Here is an 18,869-nt window from a genome sequence, read left to right as displayed (position 1 = left end):
AATGATCGATTAAACGGGAGAGATCCGATGCCGGAGACCAACCCCCAGAGCCGCACCGGGCTCGCCTTCGGTGGGGACTACAACCCCGAACAGTGGCCGGAGGCCGTCTGGCCCGAGGACGTCCGGCTGATGCGCGAGGCGGGCGTCACGATGGTGAGCGTCGGGATCTTCTCCTGGGCGCTGCTCGAACCGGCCCCGGGCGCCTACGAGTTCGGCTGGCTCGACCGCGTGCTCGACCTGCTGCACGAGAACGGCATACGCGTGGACCTCGGCACCCCCACCGTCGCGCCACCCGCCTGGTTCTACCGCGAGCACCCCGAGGCACTGCCGGTGACCGCCGACGGCACCCGCCACGCCTTCGGCTCACGGGGCGCCATCTGCCACAGCAACACCCACTACCGCGCCGCCGCCGCGTCCATCACGACGCGGCTCGCCACCCGGTACGCCGACCACCCCGCGCTCGCCCTGTGGCACGTCCACAACGAGTACGGCGTCCCCGTCTCGGCCTGCTACTGCACTTCCTGCGCCGCGACGTTCCGCCGCTGGCTCGCCGACACCTACGGCACGGTCGACGCGCTCAACGAGGCCTGGGGAACCGCCTTCTGGGGCCAGCACTACACCGCCTTCGACCAGGTCGACCCGCCGCGCGTGACCCCCACCGTCGGCAATCCCGCCCAGGCCCTGGACTACCGCCGGTTCGCCGACGCCACCATGCGCGAGAACTTCGTCGCCGAGCGGGACATCCTGCACCGCCTCGCCCCGGGCGTCCCCGTCACCACGAACTTCATGACCGCCCTCAGCCAGTGCGACTCCGTGGACTACTGGGCGTGGGGCCGCGAGGTCGACCTCGTCACCAACGACCACTACCTGATGACCGACGGCCGCCGCACCCACGTCAACCTCGCGATGGCCGCAGACCTCACGCGCTCCGTCGCGGGCGGCGCACCCTGGCTCCTCCTCGAACACTCCACCTCGGGTGTCAACTGGCAGCCCCGCAACCCCGCCAAGGCGCCCGGCCAGATGGCCCGCAACTCCCTGTCCCACGTGGCGCGCGGCTCCGAGGGCGCCCTGTTCTTCCAGTGGCGGCAGTCCCGGCGCGGCGCCGAGAAGTTCCACTCCTCGATGCTCCCGCACGCCGGCACCGACTCCCGGGTCTGGCGCGAGGTCGTCGAACTCGGTTCCTCGATCGGAGCGTTGGCCCCCGTCGAGGGGACGCGGACGATCGCCGACGTGGCCGTGCTGTGGGACTGGCACTCCTGGTGGGCGCAGAACCTCCAGTGGCGGCCCAGCGAGGACCACGACGCCCGCGAACGCGCCGACACGTTCTACGAGGCCCTCTACGACCGGCACCTGACGGTCGACTTCGCCCACCCGGAAAGCGACTTGTCGGCCTATCCCCTTGTCGTCGTACCCGCCCTGTACCTCATGACGGAGGCCGCGGGGGAAAACCTCCGCCGGTACGTCGAGAGCGGCGGCACCCTGCTCGTCTCCTACTTCTCCGGCATCGTCGACGAGCACGACGCCGTGCACGACGGCCCCTGCCCCGGAGCCCTGCGGGACGTACTCGGCCTGACCGTCGAGGAGTTCTCCCCGCTGCTCCGGGGCGACCAGGTCCGTATCACCGGGCCCGACGGCTCCGAACTCACCGGCGACGTGTGGACCGAGTTCGTCGTGCCGCGCGGCGCCGAGACCGTCTGGACGTACGCCGACGGCCTCACCGCCGGACACCCCGCCGTGACCCGCCACGAACTGGGCACGGGGAGCGCCTGGTACGTGTCGACCCGCCTCGGAGCCGAGGGACTGGACACGCTCATCGCCTCCGCCGCCGACGACGCGCGCATCGCACCGCGCACCGACCTGCCCCGCGACGTCGAAGTGGTGCGCCGCACCGGCGAGTCGGGCACCTTCGTCTTCGCCGTCAACCACACCGGCTCCGACGCCAAGGTCACGCTGGACGCGCACGGCACCGAACTCCTGACGGGCGAACGCGCCGCCGGCCGCCTCGCGGTCCCGGCGGGCACCGTGCGGGTCGTACGACTCGACAGCTGAGCCGGCGGGCCCGCCCGCGACCGCTCGGCGCAGCAGCCGTGCAGGCCCGTTCGGCTCGTCGACGGACGCGCTCCGCGCCGACGGCCGCCGACCCACTGCCGTCCGGCCAGGAGCCCGACGGCCCACCGACCCCCTCCGCCCGCGCGAGCCACAGTCCGCGGGCGGGGGGAACAGCCCCCAGGCAGGGGGCCTCTCTCCCCACCACGTCGAAGGGACGACGGACGATGATGTTCCATCCCAGACGCACCCTCAGAGCCCTGCTGATACCGCTCGCGGCCGGATTCGCCCTCACCGCTCTGCCCGCACAGCCCGCGCACGCGGCGAGCACCCTGACCAACGCCGGATTCGAGGCAGACGGCGCCGGCGCCGCGACGCCGAACGGCTGGTCGGAGTACGGCGACACCGGCGCCTCCTACGTCGAAGCCGGTGGCCACGGCGGGAGTTACCGCCTCAGCCACTACTCCGCCGCCGCCTACAAGGTCGAGACGTACCAGTACCTCTCCGGACTCACCAACGGGAACTACAGACTCACCGCCTGGGTCCGCTCGGGCGGCGGACAGAAATCCGCCTACCTCGCCCTCAAGAACTGCGGCGGCACCGAGCAGCGCACCGACCTGCCGGTCTCCGCGAGCGGATGGATCCACCTGGTCGTGCCCGTCGCGGTGACCGGCGGCCAGTGCACGATCGGCGTGGTCTCCGACGCCAACGCCGGAAACTGGGTCAACGTCGACGACCTGACCTTCACCGCCGGCACCACCGGACTGTCCGTCAAGGGCTCCGACATCTCCTCCCTCGCCAAGAGCGAGGCACTCGGCGGGGTCTACCGCACCGGCTCAGGGACGGCCGGGGACGCGCTGACCATCCTCCGGTCCTCCGGGATGAACTACGCACGCCTCAAGGTCTGGGTGAATCCGGCCGACGGCTACAACAACAAGGCACGCGTCCTCGCCATGGCCAAGCGCGTCAAGGCGCAGGGCATGAAACTCCTGGTCGACTTCCACTACTCGGACACATGGGCGGACCCCGGCAAGCAGACCAAACCGGCCGCCTGGTCAGGGCACTCGTACAGTCAGCTCAAGACGGACGTCTACAACCACACGTACGACGTGCTCAACTCCCTGAAGGCGCAGGGCACCACGGCCGACACGGTGCAGATCGGCAACGAGATCAACGGCGGCATGCTCTGGTCCGAGGGCTCCACGGACAACTGGCCGCAGCTCGCGGGCCTCCTCAACTCCGGTTACTCCGCGGCCAAGGCGGTCAGCTCCTCCACCTTCGTGGGCCTCCACCTCGCCCAGGGCGGCGATCTCACCGGCACCCGCTGGTGGTTCGACAACGCGGTGGCCAACGGCGTGAGGTTCGACGCCATCGGCCTCTCGTACTACGGCTACTGGCACGGCTCGCTCGACGCCTTCCAGACGACCCTGGACGACGCCGCCGCCCGCTACGCCAAGCCGGTGTTCCTCGCCGAGACGGCCTACCCGTTCCGGCTGGACAGTGACGACGCGCTCGTCAACCAGATCGACACGACCGGCGAACTGGTCTCCGGCTACCCCGCCACGACCGCCGGGCAGTCCGCCTGGCTGCGTGACGTCATGAACATCGTGGAGGCCGTTCCGAACGGCCGCGGCCTCGGCGTCTTCTACTGGGAGGCCACCTGGACGGCGGTCACCGGCAACGGCTGGGACCCGGCCGACCCCGCCTCCGGCAACGGCTGGGAGAACCAGGCCCTGTTCGGCTTCGACGACAAGGCCCTGCCGGCCATGTCCCTGTTCAGCCACCGCTGAGACCACGGGCCCGGCCGCCGTTGCGGCCGGGCCCGTACGTTCGGCCGCCGTGCGGGTCCGGCCAGGCTCGCCGAAGGCCGTGCGGGCCGCTCCGGGCTGCGGGAGAGTAGCGGGAGACCGTCACGACGGAGGGGGACGAGATGCTGAAGGTTCCCGACAACGGGCATCGGCTGGACATTCTGGAGTGGCTGCGAGACCCGGCGGAGCACTTCCCGCGGCAGCGGCACGGGGACCTCGTCGAGGACGGCGTGAGCCCCGAGTCCCTCGCCCACAAGCTGGGCGTGAGCCGGGCCGTGGCGCGTACCCACCTCGACCTCCTCACCGGGGTCGGTCTGCTGCGTGCCAAGAAGGTCGGACGGCGCACCTACTACCGCCGCGACGAGTACCGCATCGCCGAGGTCAGCCACTTCTTCGAGAAGGGCTGGTAGCCGCGTGGACCGGGCTTCCGCCGCCGCACGCCCCAAGGCCCTTTCGCCCCGGCGTCTCGTGCCGCTCGGCGGCCGCGGCCCCGAGGACGTGGTGGCCGACCACCGCGGCGGGGTGCTGACCGGCCTGGAGGACGGCCGCATCGTCCGGGTGGAGCGGCCCGGCGACGCCGACCGCACCCGAGTACGTGTCCTCGCCGAGACGGGCGGCAGGCCACTGGGCCTCGAACTCCTGCCGGAGAACGCCCTGTTGGTATGCGACGCCGAACGAGGTCTGCTGCGCGTCGGGCTCGACGACGGGGTGGTCCGCGTCCTCGCCGACACCGTCGCGGGCAAACCGCTGCGCTTCTGCAGCAACGTGATCGCCCTCGCCGACGGCACCGTCTGTTTCACCGTCTCCAGCCGGAGCTACCCCCTCGCGCACTGGATCGGCGATCTCGTCGAGCACACCGGAACCGGCCGCCTGCTGCGCCTCGCGCCGGGCGAGACGGAACCCGAAGTGCTGCTGGACGGCCTGCAGTTCGCCAACGGCCTCGCCGTCGCCGGCGACGAGTCCTTCCTCGTCGTCGCGGAGACCGGCGCGTGCCGCCTCACCCGCTTCTGGCTCACCGGGCCGAAGCAGGGCCGCGGCGAGACCTTCCTCGACGACCTGCCCGGCCAGCCGGACAACCTCTGGCGCGCCCCCGGCGGGCCGGTCTGGGTGGCGCTCGCAGGACCCCGCGTCGGCGCCCTGGAACTCCTGCACCGCCGGGGTCCCGCCGTGCGGCACACCGCCGCCCGGATCGCCGTCCGCGCCCCGTTCCGCCCACCCCGCACGACCGGCGTGCTCGCCGTCGACGACGCGGGCCGTGTCCTGCACCACCTGGAAGGCCGCCGCTCCCGGTTCCGCATGGTGACCAGCGCCTGCGAGTCCGACGGCCGGCTGATCCTCGGCAGCATCTGGGAGCGCGGCCTCGCGGTCTGCGACCTGCCCGGCACCCCGGGCTGAGCCGCCGGACGGATCCGTCGGCGCGCGAACCGGCCGCGCGGGAGCCGATCGCCCGGGCCGCCGGCGGCGGGGCGCGCGTGCGCCGCCCGCGCGCGCGGCGGTACGCTTTTCACCGGCCGCGATCTTGTGTCGTGGCGCGGCGGTGGGGCCCGCCGTACCCGAACCGCGGCATTCGAGCCGCCAACGGTCCCTGCTTGCGATGCCGTGCGCCCGCACCGGCCCGGCGAGTAGGAGCACGAGGAACATGACGGTCCCGCACCCCGACCGCGTCGACGAGTCCGGCAGCCCGGTACGGGCACCCGCGCGCGGAGCCTCCCCCTGGCACGGCCAGGGCCCCGTCGTCGCGATGGTCGCCCTCGGCGGCGCCATCGGCGCCACCGCCCGCTACGGAGCGGGCGAGCTGTGGCCCGCGCCCGCCGGCACCTTCCCCTGGACCACCTTCACGGTCAACGTCGTCGGCTGCGCGGTGATCGGCGCCTTCATGGTGCTGATCACCGACGTGTGGGCGGCGCACCGCCTCGTCCGCCCCTTCTTCGGCACCGGCGTGCTCGGCGGCTTCACCACCTTCTCGACCTATGCCGTCGACATCCAGAAACTGGTCGACGACGGCCACCCCGGCGTCGGGCTCGGCTATCTCGCCGCGACCCTGTTCGCGGCGCTCACGGCGGTGTGGCTGGCCGTGACGGCGACCCGGCGCGCCCTGGCACGGAGGCAGCGATGACGAGGCTGACAGGCAGCGCCCTGCGGGTGACGATCTTCATCGGCGAGAACGACACCTGGCACCGCAAACCGCTCTACGCGGAGATCGTGCACCGCGCGCACGCCGCCGGCCTCGCGGGCGCCAGTGTCTTCCGGGGCATCGAGGGCTTCGGCGCCTCCTCCCTGATCCACACCTCGCGGCTGCTGTCGATGAGCGAGGACCTGCCGGTCGCCGTGATCGTCGTGGACACCGAGGAGCGCGTACGGGCCTTCCTGCCCCAGCTCGACGGACTCGTCACCGAGGGGCTCGTGATCCTCGACGACTGCGAGGTCATCCGGTACGTGGGACGGGACGGCACACCCGGTGAAGGGCGCCCGGGAACCGGCGACCGGGCACCTGGCGAAGGTGAGAACTGGTTGTGAACTGGCTGCTGGTGATCCTCGGCGCCGCGGTCGGCGCGCCCCTGCGCTATCTGACCGACCGGGCCGTGCAGGTGAGACACGACACGCTGTTCCCGTGGGGCACCCTCGTCGTCAACGTGGCGGGCTGCCTGGTGCTCGGCCTGCTGACCGGCGCCGCCTCTGCCGGACACGCCTCGGAGCACCTGCAACTCCTGGTCGGCACGGGCCTGTGCGGGGCCCTCACCACGTACTCGACGTTCTCGTACGAGACCCTGAGACTGACGGAGACCGGGGCGGGGTTCTACGCTGCCGCCAACGTGATCGTCAGCGTGACGGCGGGCCTCGGCGCGGCGTTCGCCGGGGTCGCGTTCGCGCACGCCGTGTGGACGTAGGTACCGTGCTGCGCCGTGCGTAGGCAACACTGTCTCCTGCACTGTCTACAGCACTGTCGTCCATCTCCTCAGAACTGGATCCCATGAGCGTCATCAACGTCGGTCAGGCCGTCGTCCTCGGAGTCGTCGAGGGGGTGACCGAATTCCTTCCCGTCTCCTCGACCGGCCACCTCAAGATCACTGAGGGGCTGATGGGGATCCCCGTCGACGACAACGCCGTCGTCGGCTTCTCCGCGGTCATCCAGGTCGGCGCGATCGCGGCCGTGCTCGTGTACTTCTTCAAGGACATCGTGCGGATCGTCTCCGCCTGGGGCCGCGGGCTGCGCGACAAGGAGCAGCGGACCAGCCACGACTACAAGTTCGCCTGGTGGGTGATCTACGCGACGATCCCGATCGTGATCGTGGGTCTCGCGGCCAAGCCGCTGATCGAGGGTCCGCTCGCCTCGCTGTGGGTGGTCGCGGGATCGCTGATCGCCGGCAGTGGTGTGATGTGGGCCGCCGACCAGATGGGCCGCCACAAGCGCGGTGAGGACGACACCTCGTTCAAGGACGCCATGCTGGTGGGCAGTTCGCAGATCCTCGCCCTGCTCTTCCCCGGCTTCTCGCGCTCCGGCGCCACCATGTCGACGGCGCTCATCCTCGACCTGGACCGTGTCGCCGCCACCCGGCTCTCCTTCTTCCTCGGCATCCCGGCCCTCACCGGCGCGGGCCTCTACGAGCTGAAGGACGCCCTCGGCACGGGTGTGGGCGCCGCGCCGCTCGTCGCCGGCACCGTCGTGTCGTTCGTGGTCGCCTACGGCTCGATCGCCTGGCTGCTGAAGTTCGTCGCCAAGCACTCCTTCAACGCCTTCGTGATCTACCGGCTCGTCATCGGCGTGGCGCTCCTCGGGCTGCTCGGCGCCGGGGTCCTCGACAGCTGAGACCACCCGGGGCGACGGCGCGAGTGCCGCCCCGGGCCACGTACGAGCCGCTCGCAGGGGGCGCGAAGCCGAGAGACCGGGCTTCGCGCCCCCTGGTGCGTGCCGTGCCCGGTTTGACAGGTGCCTCACCCATCCGGAGTATCGCGAGCGTGAACCTGTCAGACAGCCAGACAGGTGGGCCGGTGCCGCGGCGCGTCAGCGCGATGGAAGCGGTGCTCACCCACCTCCGCGACGCCATCGAGCGCGGCGACCACGCCGTCGGCGACAAGCTCCCCTCCGAGGCGGAGCTGTGCCGGCGGCTCGAAGTGAGCCGCCCGGTGCTCCGCGAGGCGCTGCGGGCCCTCCAGGCGATGGGCCTGACCGTGTCCCGCACGGGCAAGGGCACCTTCGTGGTCGCCGCCACGGTCCAGGACCCCACCTTCGGCGACTACACGGCGGGCGACCTGCTGGAGGTGCGCCGCCACGTCGAACTCCCCGTCGCCGGCTACGCGGCCGTGCGCCGCACCCCGGAGGACCTCGACCGCCTCACGCGACTGCTGGACCGGATGGAGCGGGAGACCGACACCACGGCCTGGGTCGCCATGGACACCGTCTTCCACATCACCGTCGCCGAGGCCTCCCAGAACCCCGTCTTCCGCCGCGTCATCGAGGAGATCCGGGACGCGCTCGCACGCCAGTCGGCCTTCCTGAACGAACTGGGCGGCCGGCGCGAACAGTCCGACCGCGAACACCGGGCGATCCTCGAAGCGCTCGCCGACGGCAGCGAACGCGACGCCGTCGACGCGATGGCCCACCACCTGGACCGCGTGGAGACCACCCTCGCCTCCATCGCGCGCCCCGAGCGCGCGGACACCCCCACGAAAGGCCGCCCCGAGTCATGAGCGAGCACACCCGAAGCCAGGACGGCCCGGCGCGCATCCCGCGCACCCGGATACGGAACGGGGCCCAGGCGTGAACCCGGCCCTGGTCCACGACCGCCCGCGCTCCGCGGCGGCGCCCGTCATCCGCGAACCCCTGCACGCACCCGTCGCCCAGCTCGTCCGCGGCGGCGTCATCGAGGGCATCCACTACGGCTCGGTCGTCGTCCTGGCCGCCGACGGAGGGGTGGAGCTCCAGCTCGGCGACATCGAGGCCGCCTTCTACCCGCGCTCCGCCCTCAAACCGGTACAGGCCGTCGCGATGCTGCGCGCCGGGCTCCCGCTCGACGGCGAACTGCTCGCCCTCGCCGCCGCGAGCCACTCCGGCGAGGAGCGGCACCTCGCCGGAGCCCGCCGCATCCTGGAGCTGGCCGGACTCCCCGAGGAGCGGCTGCGCAACACCCCCGACCTGCCCTACGGCCCCGCCGTCCGGGACACCTGGACCCGCAACGGCCGGCCCGCCTCCCGGCTCGCCCAGAACTGCTCCGGCAAGCACGCGGCCATGCTGTACACCGCACGCCTCAACGACTGGACGCTCGACGACTACCTCGACCCGGAGCACCCGCTCCAGCGGGCCGTCGCCGCGACCGTCGAGGACCTCACCGGTCAGGCCGTCGCCCAGGTCACCGTCGACGGCTGCGGCGCGCCCCTGTTCTCCGTCTCGCTGCACGGCCTCGCCCGCGCCCTCGTCCGGATCGCCGGAGCCGCTCCGGGCACCCCCGAGGCACGGGTGGCCCGCGCGATGCGCGAGCACGCCGAGATGGTCTCGGGGGAGGGCCGCGACGTGGCGGCCCTCATGCGCGCCGTCCCGGGGCTCGTCGCCAAGGACGGCTTCGAGGGCGTGCAGGTCGCCGCCCTGCCGGACGGCCGCGCCGTCGCCGTGAAGATCGCCGACGGCGCCGACCGGGCACGCGTCCCGGTGGCCGCCGCGGCGCTCGCCCGGGCCGGGGTCGACCCGGCGGCCCTGACCGCCTTCGCCGGCGCGCCGCTCCTCGGCGGCGGCGCGGTGGTCGGGCACATCCGTCCCGTCCGGGCTCTCGACCCGCTCGGCGCGGCGACCCACGCCTGAGGAGGCCGGACGGGCGCCCGTCCTTTCCCGCCCCGACCCGCCGAAGCATCGGGTCCGGGGCGAGCCGCGCGACCGGGAGGGCCGCACAATGGTGATCATGCCTGGGGAATCGTCGTATCCGTCGTCGCTGACGTTCCAGCCGGTCCTGGAGCGGATCGCCACCGAGGTCGCCCAGACGCCCGGACGCGGCCGGCCGGCCGACTACATCCCGGCGCTGGCCGCCTGCGACCCGCGCCGCTTCGGCATGGCCGTCGCCGAGCTCGACGGCACGGTGTACGGCGTGGGGGACTGGCGCGAGCCGTTCTCCACGCAGTCCATCACCAAGGTCTTCACCCTCGCCCTCGACCTGGCGCGCGAGGGCGACGCACTCTGGGAGCACGTCGGGCGCGAGCCCTCCGGCAACCCCTTCAACTCCCTGGTCCAGCTGGAGTACGAGAACGGCATCCCGCGGAACCCCTTCATCAACGCCGGTGCCCTCGTCGTCACCGACCGGCTGCAGACCCGGACCGGCGACGCGGCCGGCGCCCTGCTGGAGTTCCTGCGCGCCGAGAGCGGCAACCCCGATCTCGCCTTCGACCAGGACATCGCCGCCTCCGAGGCCGCGAACGGCGACCGCAACGCGGCACTCGGCCACTTCATGGCGTCGTACGGCAACATCGACAACCCGGTACCGGTGCTCCTGGAGCAGTACTTCCTGCAGTGCTCGATCGCCGCGTCCTGCGCCGACCTCGCCCTCGCCACCGGCTTCCTGGCCCGGCACGGGATCCGCGCCGACGGGGGCCGGCTGCTGACCCAGAGCCAGGCCAAGCAGATCAACGCGATCATGCTGACCTGCGGGACGTACGACGCCGCGGGCGACTTCGCGTACCGGGTGGGGCTCCCCGGCAAGAGCGGGGTGGGCGGCGGGATCATCGCCGTGGTGCCGGGCCGCTGCACGCTCTGCGTCTGGAGTCCGGGACTCGACGAGCGCGGCAACTCGGTCGCGGGCGTGGCGGCCCTGGACCGCTTCACCACCCTCACGGGAGTTTCCGTGTTCTAGACCCCGACCCCGACAGCAGGCACAGGGAGGTCACGCGCCGGACCCCGTCAGGAGAGCGCCGCGTCGCCTTCCGGCCACTCGGCGTTGACACCCTGACCGAGTGTTGGCCATGGCTTTCCCCGTCGATCTCCGCCGCTGTCAGGCCCTCGGCCTGGCGGGTACCGCCTTCCTCGCGCTGGGCGGCGAGACCGCCGGGGCGCTCCCCGCCCACGACTTCCTCGCCCCCGGCTCGGGGCAGGCCGTACTGGGCCTCGTCGGCGTGTACTTCGGCGTCGTCCTGCTGATAGCGGCCTGGGTGCTGCTCGGCACCGTCGTCCGCGGGCCCGAACCGCCCACCCCGCGTTCCCTGTTGCTCGTCCTCGCCGTCTGGGCCGCGCCGCTGCTGCTCGCGCCACCCCTGTTCAGCCGGGACGTCTACAGCTACCTCGCGCAGGGCGCGATGGTCGACGCCCACATCGACGTGTACGCGTACGGGCCCGCGCAGCTCGGCGGCCCGCTCGCCGACGAGGTCGCGCCCGTCTGGCAGCAGACGGCTACGCCCTACGGACCGGTCTTCCTCGTGGTCGCCTCCGTCCTGTCGGCCCTGACCCGCGGTCAGCTGCCGGCGGGACTGCTCGGCATGCGCCTGGTCGCGCTGCTCGGCGTCGCCCTGATGGCGGCGGCACTGCCCCGCCTCGCCCGGCACAGCGGCGCCGATCCGGCCGCCGCGCTGTGGCTCGGCGCCCTCAACCCGCTCGTCCTGCTGCACCTGGTGGCCGGCGCGCACAACGACGCCATCATGCTCGGCCTCCTCGGCGTCGGCCTGGCGGCCGCGCGCGGCCGGTGGCCCGTCCTCGGCGTCGTCCTGATCACGCTCGCCGCCCTGGTCAAGGCGCCCGCGGCGCTCGGCCTGGTCGCGGTCGTCGCGCTGCGCTCGCGCGGGCGAGGACCACGGGCCGCGCTGCGGCACACGGTGACCACGACGACGGCCGCGGTCGCCACGACCGTGGTGGCGACCGCGGTCGCCGGGACCGGGTACGGCTGGATCGCCGCTCTGAAGACTCCCGTCTCACCGCACAACTGGTCACCCACCAGCCTCCTGGGGCGCGTCACCGGTGCCGCGCTCCAGCAACTGGGCAGCGGGCTCGCGCCGTTCGCCCTGCCCGCCTGGCACGCCGCCGGCCTCCTCGTGACCGCGGTACTGCTGCTGTTCATATGGCTGCGGCTGCGGCCCGGCCCCGTCTACGCGCTCGGCCTGAGCCTGGCCGCCGTCGCCGTCTTCGGACCGGCCGTCCGGCCCTGGTACGCGCTGTGGGGTCTGTTCCTCATCGCCGCGGCGGCCCCCACCGGTTCGGTGCGGACCCGGGTCGCCGCCGCCAGCGCGGTCCTCGCCCTCACGGTGCTGCCGAGCGGCGCCCCCGCCGACGTGGAACAGGTGATCCTCGCCGTCTCCGGGGGCGTGCTCGCCCTCGTCGTCCTCTGGCAGGCACACCAGGCGGCCCGGCCGCAGTCACCGGTGCGGGAGCGAACGGCATGACGACGGACCGCACGACGAGGACCCCGCCCGGCGGAACGGTCCGGAGCAGGGTGAGAGGAATGTACGGGGCGCGCGGGCACAGCGGTGACGTGCGGGGTCCCGACGGCGTGACGGCGCTGCTGAGCACCGACCGCAGACGGCTCGCCCTCGTCCTCGTCCTGGCGGCGGCCGTCGGCGTGTTCACGGCCACCGTGCCGCTGCTGCGCGACTGGTTCGACCTGCGCGTCTACTACGGCACGGTCGACGCCTGGGTCCACCACGGCGGCCGGATCTACGACTACCGGGTGCCGGGCACGACGTACGGCTTCACCTATCCGCCCTTCGCGGCCCTCGGCATGCTGCCCATGGCGCTGGTCGGACTGCGCACCGCGATCGTCCTCGGGCTGCTGCTCAACCTGGCGGCCCTGGCCGTCGTGCTGGGATTCCTGGCGGGGCCCGCGCTGCGCCGCCACGGCTGGTTCGGTCTCGCCCTGACGGCCTGTCTGTTGCCCCTGTTCGAGCCCCTCCGCGACACGTTCAGCTTCGGGCAGGTCAACCTGGTCCTGCTGGCCCTCGTGCTCGGCGACGCCCGGCTGCTGTCCCGCGGGCGCGGGCGCTGGGCGGGTGTCGGCATCGGCCTCGCCGCGGCGGTCAAGCTCACCCCGGCGCTGTTCATCGCACTGCTGCTGCTGGGCCGCCGCTGGCGCGCCGCCGGTGTCGCCACGGCCGTCGCCGCTGCGGCCACCGGGCTGGCCGCCTGGGCCGCGCCCGACGCCTCGCGCTTCTACTGGACCGACGCCCTGTGGGACACGGCCCGGGTCGGCCGGCTCGCCTATGTCTCCAACCAGTCGGTGCAGGGCGTGCTGGCCCGGATCGCCGCGCCGGGGGAACCGAGCCGGGCCCTCTGGGCGACGGCCGTCCTGCTGGTCCTGTGCGTCTGGGCATGGCGGACCTCGCGCGCCCTCGCAGCCGACGACTGGGCCGCCGCGTTCGCCCTCACCGGTCTCGCCGCCTGCCTGGTCAGCCCGATCACCTGGGTGCACCACCTCGTCTGGTTGCTGCCGTCCTTCGCCGTGCTGCTGCGCCACCGCAGGCTCCGGATCGCGGCGGCGCTGTACGGGGTGCTGTGCAGCAGTGTGGTCTGGCTGTGGTTCGACGACGCGTCCGGGCTCGACGGGTTCCTCGGCGGCAACACCTATACGTGGATCACACTCGGGCTGCTGCTGTGGCTGCCGGTGGGGGAGGTCCTTCGGCCCGGTCCGGACCGGGCCGCGCTGTCCGGTGCCGGGACGGCTTTCCCCGCCTTTCCGGCCGTGCGGGCAAGCGACTTGACGGGCCGTCACCCACGTCGGGGTCGTCCTCGGGTGACAGGACGACGCCGCGAGCGGCCGGACCGGGCATCCCCGAGCCGGGCCGATCCGAACGGCAGCCCCTAGGTCAGCCGCGCGGCCCCCGGGTGGCCTTGAGCCGTAGGGCGAGGGCGACGCTCGCTGCGCCCAGGACGGCGGCGCCGGCGATGCCCGCGACCCCCGGCCAACCGATCCCCTCGTCGTCCGGCAGGGCGGCGGTGGCCACGGGACGCGCGGTGGCCACGGGGCGCGCGGCGGGGCCGGCCGCCGGAACGGACCGGGTGTCCAGCAGCGTGCCCACGGGATCGACGTGGCCGGCCGCCGCGAAGCCCCAGTCGAGGAGCGAGCGCGCCTCCTCGTACACGGTGAACCCGCCACCCGCCTGAGGATTCATCAGGGTGACCACGAGGGTGCGCCCTCCGTGCCGCGCGGCGGCGACGAGGGTGTTGCCCGCGTTGGTGGTGTAGCCGTTCTTGATGCCGATCATTCCCGGGTACCGCTCCACCCCGTCGGCGCCGGTCAGTAGCCGGTTGGTGTTCTGGATCCCGTACGGGGAGCCGTTGCCGGGGAACATGGAGTCGACCGTGGCGCAGTACCGGGCGAAGTCGGCGTTGCGCAGCCCGGTGCGGCCGAAGACCGCCAGGTCGTACGCGGACGAGACCTGGCCCGGCGTGTCGTAGCCGTCGGGCGACACGACATGGGTGTCGCGGGCGCCGAGGGCGCGGGCCTTGGCCTGCATCTGGGTGGCCGTACTCGTCCAGCCGCCGTTCATCGAGGCGAGGACGTGCACGGCGTCGCTGCCGGAGTTGAGGAAGACCCCGCGCCACAGGTCCGCGACGCGGTAGGTGTGTCCCTCGGCGACGCCGACCATGCTGCTGCCCGCGCCGATGCCCTCCAGCTCGCGCTCGGTGACGGTGTGCCGGATGCCTCCGGGCAGGGCCGGGAGGACGGTGAGCGCGAAGAGCGTCTTGAGCGTGCTGGCGGGCGGCAGCGGCCGGTGGGCGTCGTGGGCGGCGAGCACATCCCCCGTACGGGCGTCGGCGACCAGCCACGACAGCGCGGAGATGTCCTCGGGAACGCCGGGTGCCCCGGCCCGGAGCCGTGCCTGGGTCCCCTCCTGGTACAGCGACGAGGCCGGGGAGACCGTGGGCCGCGGTGTCCCCGGGTCCTTGCCGGACAGGGCGGCGGCCTGGCCCGGTGTGACGGCCAGCGCGCCGGCCACGCAGAGGGCGGAGCAGCGGGCGGCGACGCGGGTGACGGCGGAACGAGAGGCGGCAGTCCGGAATGAGAATCCGATGGTCATACCGCAAACGTAGGAACGGAGTCGCGACACGCCGGGATGCCCGGGCCGAGCGGCGGCGCCGAGCACCCGGATGCCGCAACGGGAGAGGTCAGGGGCGCAGGGTGGGCTGCACCTGCCGCAGGAAGGCCGCGTTGTCGGGCGTGGCCCGCAGACGCTCCAGGAGGGTCTCCAGGGAGGTCTGGCCGTCCCGGGTCTGCAGGGCGCGGCGCAGTCCTCGCACGGTCTGCAACTCGGCGGCGGGAAGGAGCAGTTCCTCGCGGCGGGTGCCGGACGGGTTGATGTCGACGGCGGGGAAGACGCGGCGGGAGGCCAGGGTCCGGTCGAGCCGGAGCTCCATGTTGCCGGTGCCCTTCAGCTCTTCGAAGAAGTACTCGTCGGCGCGGGAGCCGGTCTCCACCAGGGCGGTGGCGAGGATGGTGAGGGAGCCGCCCTCCTCGGCGAGGCGTGCGGCGCCGAACAGTTGCTTGGGGCCCTGGAGCGCGGCGGCGTCGACACCGCCGCTGAGGGTACGGCCACCGGCGGAGGCCGCGTTGTTGTGGGCGCGGCACAGCCGGGTGAGGGAGTCGAGCAGGATCACGACGTCCTGGCCCGCCTCGACGAGCCGCTTGGCCCGCTCGACGACGAGTTCGGCGAGCGCGATGTGCTGCCGGGGCGTCTGGTCGAAGGTGGAGGCGAAGACCTCGCCGCGTACGGAACGCCGCATGTCGGTGACCTCCTCGGGCCGCTCGTCGAGCAGCACCACCATCAGGTGGCATTCGGGGTGGTTGCCGGCGACGGCGGCGGCGATCTGCTGGAGCAGGACCGTCTTGCCCGTCCTGGGCGGGGCGACGATCAGGCCGCGCTGGCCCTTGCCGACCGGTGCGAACAGGTCGACGACGCGTCCGGCGGCTCCGCTCGCCGGGTGTTCGAGGCGCAGCCGGTCACGAGGGTGGAGCGGGGTGAGGTCACGGAAGTGCGGGCGGTGGCGCAGCTCTTCGGGCGGGCGTCCGTTCACGCGCTGGATCTCGGTGAGGGTGCGGGGCCCGCCGCGTACGCCTTCGACGGCGTCGCCCTTGCGCAGGCCGTGCAGGCGGATGAGCGCGGGGGAGACCTGGAGGTCGGCGGACGAGGGCAGGCAGTCGGCGGAGCGCAGGTGCCCCTTCCCGTTGCCGTCGATGTCGAGGACACCGGTGGCGGTCTGGGTCCGGGGCCGCTCCTGTACAGGGGGGCGTTCGAGTGTGGTGGTCATGGGATGTCCTCTCGGGGACGGGACGCATGGGACATGCGGAAGGAAGGGGGGAGAGGCCGCGGAGAGGAGGGCGCGGGGCGCGCCTCGGGGCGGCGAGGGCATCACCTCGGGTACGACGGGAACGCGTCCCTGGTCGTGCGCGGGAGGTGGTGCGGGAAGCTGGTCCGCCGGTCGGAATCGACGGCGTGTCAGCGGGAGAGAGAAATGAACCGGCACCGGCGCCTGAACGAAGAGGCGTACACAAGTGCTGGGGTTACCGTACCACTGGTGTGGCGGGCCCGACAGTGATCCGCCTCTCGGCGGCTCACGTTCTTCCCTGTCAACGCGCCAATGGTCCGGCCTATTCCCGCGCGCCCTCGGGGCCTTTCCGTGTCTCTCGAAGCGCTCGGAGGAAGAGGGCGCGGGCAGCGGACTGGATCGGCGAACTCGCCCGGCAGCTGGCCTGGTTGAGGCCGTGCTGTCGGCATCACCACCGGGCCGACGCTCGGCTCGGACGTGTGCGCGGGGTGTGGGCGGGGCGGAGACCGGGGATCCCCGCTCCCGGCGTGCGGTGTCGGTTCGGCGGCGGCGCATCTACGCTGAACTGGCCGCCTTCGAGCAGTCCGCCGGCCCCTTCGATCCGCACAGATCACCCGAGGTGAGGACATGACCACGATCGCCGTCATCGGAGCCGGTCCGGGTCTTGGCGCGGCCGTCGCCCGGCGGTTCGGCCGCGAGGGCTTCGGGATCGCCCTCGTCTCGCGCAACCAGGAGAGGGTGGACGCGCTGGCCGCCGAACTCGCGGGCGCGGGCCTCACAGCACGCGGTTTCGCCGCCGACGTACGCGATCCGAAAGCCCTCGCGGCGGCTCTGGACGCCGTTCCCGAGGCCCTCGGCCCCATCGAGGTGCTGCAGTACAGCCCGATTCCGCACCCGGACTTCATGCGGCCGGTCCTGGAGACCCGCCCCGACGACCTCGTCGGACCGATCGAGTTCTCCCTCTACGGGCCGGTGGCCGCCGTACGGCAGGTGCTGCCCGGCATGCGCTCCCTCGGCCGCGGCACCCTCCTGTTCGTCAACGGCGGCAGCGCGGTGATCCCGCACGCCGAGCGGGCGGGCACATCGATCGCGTTCGCCGCGGAGAGCGCGTACGGCCATCTGCTGCACGACACCCTCGCCCCCGACGGCATCCACGTCGGACAGCTGATCATTCCCGGCGCCATCAGCCCCGGACACCCCCGCAAGGACCCGCGGGTGCTCGCGGAGACCCTCTGGGCCATGCACCGGGACCGCCACGGCTTCCGGCACTTCGCCGACGACCTGGACAGCTGACGCTTTCCGGCCGAATCCCGGACGCGGGCTCCCCGCGGGCCCGAAAGCCCTCCCGGAGGTGCTGCGCGCGCTGCTCCGAGCGGACACAATCGATCGTCGCAGGACTCCGACGGTGTCGTGCGACCGTCAACTCGGCCCCGCAGCAAGGAGAATCCGGTGGACAACCCGCCCCTCACGCCGCACCGCCTCGACCCCGCCGGCGGCTGCCCGCACGCCGACAACGCGCGGCTGCTCGCACGGGGCGCCGTCGCGACGGTGGTCCTGCCCGGCGGGGTGGAGGGCGCGGCGGTGCTCGGACACGACGCGCTGCGGGAGTTCCTCGCCCACCCCGACGTCGCGAAGGGGGCCGAGCACTTCACCGCGCTGCGCGAGGGACACGTCGGCGCCGGCTGGCCGCTGCTCACCTTCGCCACCGTGCGGGGGATGACGACCGCGGACGGCGACGACCACCGGCGGCTGCGGTCCCTGGTCAGCAAGGCCTTCACCGCCCGCCGGGTGGAACAACTGCGCCCCCGCATCAGCGATCTGACGGACCGCCTGCTCGACGACCTGGACGCGGCGGCGCGGGACGGCGGGGGAGTGGCCGACCTGCGCCGGCACTTCGCGCTGCCGCTGCCGATGGGCGTCATCGGTGAACTCCTCGGGGTCGAGGCCGAGTACCTCGATCGGCTCCACCAGCTGTCCAGCCAGGTCGTCGCCACCGACATCGGCCCCGAGCAGGTCGTCGCCGCGAACCGCGAACTCGTCGCCGTGCTCGCCGCGGTGGTGGCCGCACGCGCCGAGAACCCCGGCGACGACCTCACCAGCGCGCTGATCGCCGCCCGGGACGAGGACGGCGACCGGCTCAGCCAGCAGGAACTCATCGGCACCCTGGTCCTCATGATCATCGCCGGGCACGAGACCACCCTGAACCTCATCACCAACGCCGTACGGGCGCTCTGCGGGCACCGGGACCAACTGGAGTCGGTGCTGCGCGGCGAGGCGGACTGGGCGGACGTCGTCGAGGAGACGCTGCGCTGGGACGCGCCGGTGAGCTACTTCCCGTTCCGCTACCCCGTGCGGGACCTGACCCTCGACGGGACCGTCATCCCGCGGGGCACACCGGTCCTCGCCGGATACTCGGCCGCCGGACGCGACCCGGCCGCGCACGGGCCGGACGCCGATCTCTTCGACGTCACCCGAGGCAGCCGGACCGGCGCCGCCCGCCACCTCTCCCTCGGCCACGGCGCGCACTACTGCCTCGGGGCCCCGCTCGCCCGGACGGAGGCCACCATCGCCCTGCGACGGCTCTTCACCCGCTTCCCGGACCTCGACCTCGCCGTGCCCGGGACGGACCTCACCCGGCACGCCAGCTTCGTGGGGAACAGCGTCCGGGCCCTTCCGGTCCGCCCGGGTGCCGCCCGCATCTGACCTGCGGCTTCTCCGCTCCGGTGGTTCGGGTGCGAAAAAATCCGCGACCCCTGTCGATTCGCCGTGACCCCGTTCGTCGGTGGGGT

General features: G+C 73.0%; 17 protein-coding genes. 15 read left to right on the top strand and 2 right to left on the bottom strand.

The window, feature by feature from the left end:
• Nucleotides 1-27: 27 nt before the first annotated feature.
• The 13 genes from ACIRQH_RS16740 to ACIRQH_RS16680 all read left to right on the top strand — a co-directional run bounded on the left by ACIRQH_RS16740 (nucleotide 28) and on the right by ACIRQH_RS16680 (nucleotide 13,618).
• Complete coding sequence (locus tag ACIRQH_RS16740; protein ID WP_404226393.1) at nucleotides 28-2,049, top strand: beta-galactosidase; 2,022 nt, start codon at nucleotides 28-30, stop codon at nucleotides 2,047-2,049.
• Between the two features lie 227 nt (nucleotides 2,050-2,276).
• Nucleotides 2,277-3,836, top strand: a complete 1,560-nt coding sequence (locus ACIRQH_RS16735) for an arabinogalactan endo-beta-1,4-galactanase (protein ID WP_404226582.1) — start codon at nucleotides 2,277-2,279, stop codon at nucleotides 3,834-3,836.
• Nucleotides 3,837-3,976: 140 nt separating this feature from the next.
• Nucleotides 3,977-4,264 (top strand): helix-turn-helix domain-containing protein, encoded by a 288-nt coding sequence (locus tag ACIRQH_RS16730; protein ID WP_358820508.1) that lies wholly within the window; start codon nucleotides 3,977-3,979, stop codon nucleotides 4,262-4,264.
• A gap of 4 nt (nucleotides 4,265-4,268) precedes the next feature.
• A complete protein-coding gene (locus ACIRQH_RS16725) occupies nucleotides 4,269-5,249 on the top strand; it encodes an SMP-30/gluconolactonase/LRE family protein (RefSeq protein ID WP_404226391.1) in 981 nt (326 codons plus the stop codon).
• Nucleotides 5,250-5,493: 244 nt separating this feature from the next.
• A complete protein-coding gene (gene crcB, locus ACIRQH_RS16720) occupies nucleotides 5,494-5,970 on the top strand; it encodes a fluoride efflux transporter CrcB (RefSeq protein ID WP_404226388.1) in 477 nt (158 codons plus the stop codon).
• A complete protein-coding gene (locus tag ACIRQH_RS16715; protein WP_358820511.1) occupies nucleotides 5,967-6,371 on the top strand; it encodes a DUF190 domain-containing protein in 405 nt (134 codons plus the stop codon). Before crcB (ACIRQH_RS16720) ends, ACIRQH_RS16715 begins: the two co-directional genes overlap by 4 nt.
• The gene (gene crcB, locus ACIRQH_RS16710; RefSeq protein ID WP_388933462.1) at nucleotides 6,368-6,742 is read left to right on the top strand and encodes a fluoride efflux transporter CrcB; all 375 of its coding nucleotides are present in this window, start codon (nucleotides 6,368-6,370) and stop codon (nucleotides 6,740-6,742) included. Before ACIRQH_RS16715 ends, crcB (ACIRQH_RS16710) begins: the two co-directional genes overlap by 4 nt.
• 83 nt (nucleotides 6,743-6,825) lie before the next feature.
• Nucleotides 6,826-7,662 (top strand): undecaprenyl-diphosphate phosphatase, encoded by an 837-nt coding sequence (locus ACIRQH_RS16705; RefSeq protein WP_358820513.1) that lies wholly within the window; start codon nucleotides 6,826-6,828, stop codon nucleotides 7,660-7,662.
• A 203-nt stretch (nucleotides 7,663-7,865) separates the two neighbouring features.
• Nucleotides 7,866-8,543 carry a FadR/GntR family transcriptional regulator gene (locus ACIRQH_RS16700; RefSeq protein ID WP_358820521.1) on the top strand — a complete coding sequence of 226 codons (678 nt, stop codon included), beginning with the start codon at nucleotides 7,866-7,868 and terminating at the stop codon, nucleotides 8,541-8,543.
• Nucleotides 8,544-8,613: 70 nt separating this feature from the next.
• Nucleotides 8,614-9,648: an asparaginase gene (locus ACIRQH_RS16695; RefSeq protein ID WP_388870283.1), complete on the top strand. Its 1,035-nt coding sequence runs from the start codon at nucleotides 8,614-8,616 to the stop codon at nucleotides 9,646-9,648.
• A 97-nt stretch (nucleotides 9,649-9,745) separates the two neighbouring features.
• The gene (locus ACIRQH_RS16690; protein ID WP_388870280.1) at nucleotides 9,746-10,687 is read left to right on the top strand and encodes a glutaminase; all 942 of its coding nucleotides are present in this window, start codon (nucleotides 9,746-9,748) and stop codon (nucleotides 10,685-10,687) included.
• A gap of 109 nt (nucleotides 10,688-10,796) precedes the next feature.
• Complete coding sequence (mptB, locus tag ACIRQH_RS16685) at nucleotides 10,797-12,203, top strand: polyprenol phosphomannose-dependent alpha 1,6 mannosyltransferase MptB (RefSeq protein WP_404226384.1); 1,407 nt, start codon at nucleotides 10,797-10,799, stop codon at nucleotides 12,201-12,203.
• 59 nt (nucleotides 12,204-12,262) lie between these two features.
• The gene (locus ACIRQH_RS16680; RefSeq protein WP_404226382.1) at nucleotides 12,263-13,618 is read left to right on the top strand and encodes a glycosyltransferase 87 family protein; all 1,356 of its coding nucleotides are present in this window, start codon (nucleotides 12,263-12,265) and stop codon (nucleotides 13,616-13,618) included.
• A 1-nt stretch (nucleotide 13,619) separates the two neighbouring features.
• Here ACIRQH_RS16680 and ACIRQH_RS16675 read toward each other — a convergent pair whose 3' ends face one another.
• Both ACIRQH_RS16675 and rho read right to left on the bottom strand, forming a co-directional pair.
• A complete protein-coding gene (locus ACIRQH_RS16675; RefSeq protein ID WP_358818608.1) occupies nucleotides 13,620-14,834 on the bottom strand; it encodes a D-alanyl-D-alanine carboxypeptidase in 1,215 nt (404 codons plus the stop codon).
• 88 nt (nucleotides 14,835-14,922) lie between these two features.
• Nucleotides 14,923-16,062, bottom strand: coding sequence for a transcription termination factor Rho (gene rho, locus ACIRQH_RS16670; RefSeq protein ID WP_404226380.1), 1,140 nt, complete (start codon nucleotides 16,060-16,062; stop codon nucleotides 14,923-14,925).
• A gap of 645 nt (nucleotides 16,063-16,707) precedes the next feature.
• On the opposite strand from rho, the gene ACIRQH_RS16665 reads away from it, so the two are divergent.
• Nucleotides 16,708-17,373 (top strand): SDR family NAD(P)-dependent oxidoreductase, encoded by a 666-nt coding sequence (locus ACIRQH_RS16665; RefSeq protein ID WP_358818610.1) that lies wholly within the window; start codon nucleotides 16,708-16,710, stop codon nucleotides 17,371-17,373.
• 156 nt (nucleotides 17,374-17,529) lie between these two features.
• A complete protein-coding gene (locus tag ACIRQH_RS16660) occupies nucleotides 17,530-18,783 on the top strand; it encodes a cytochrome P450 (RefSeq protein WP_404226378.1) in 1,254 nt (417 codons plus the stop codon).
• Nucleotides 18,784-18,869 lie beyond the last annotated feature (86 nt).

The organism is Streptomyces sp. NPDC102279 (genome assembly GCF_044766365.1).
GTDB lineage: Bacteria > Actinomycetota > Actinomycetes > Streptomycetales > Streptomycetaceae > Streptomyces.
Note: the sequence above shows the minus strand (reverse complement) of the source record. Positions and strands in the feature narration are given on the sequence as shown.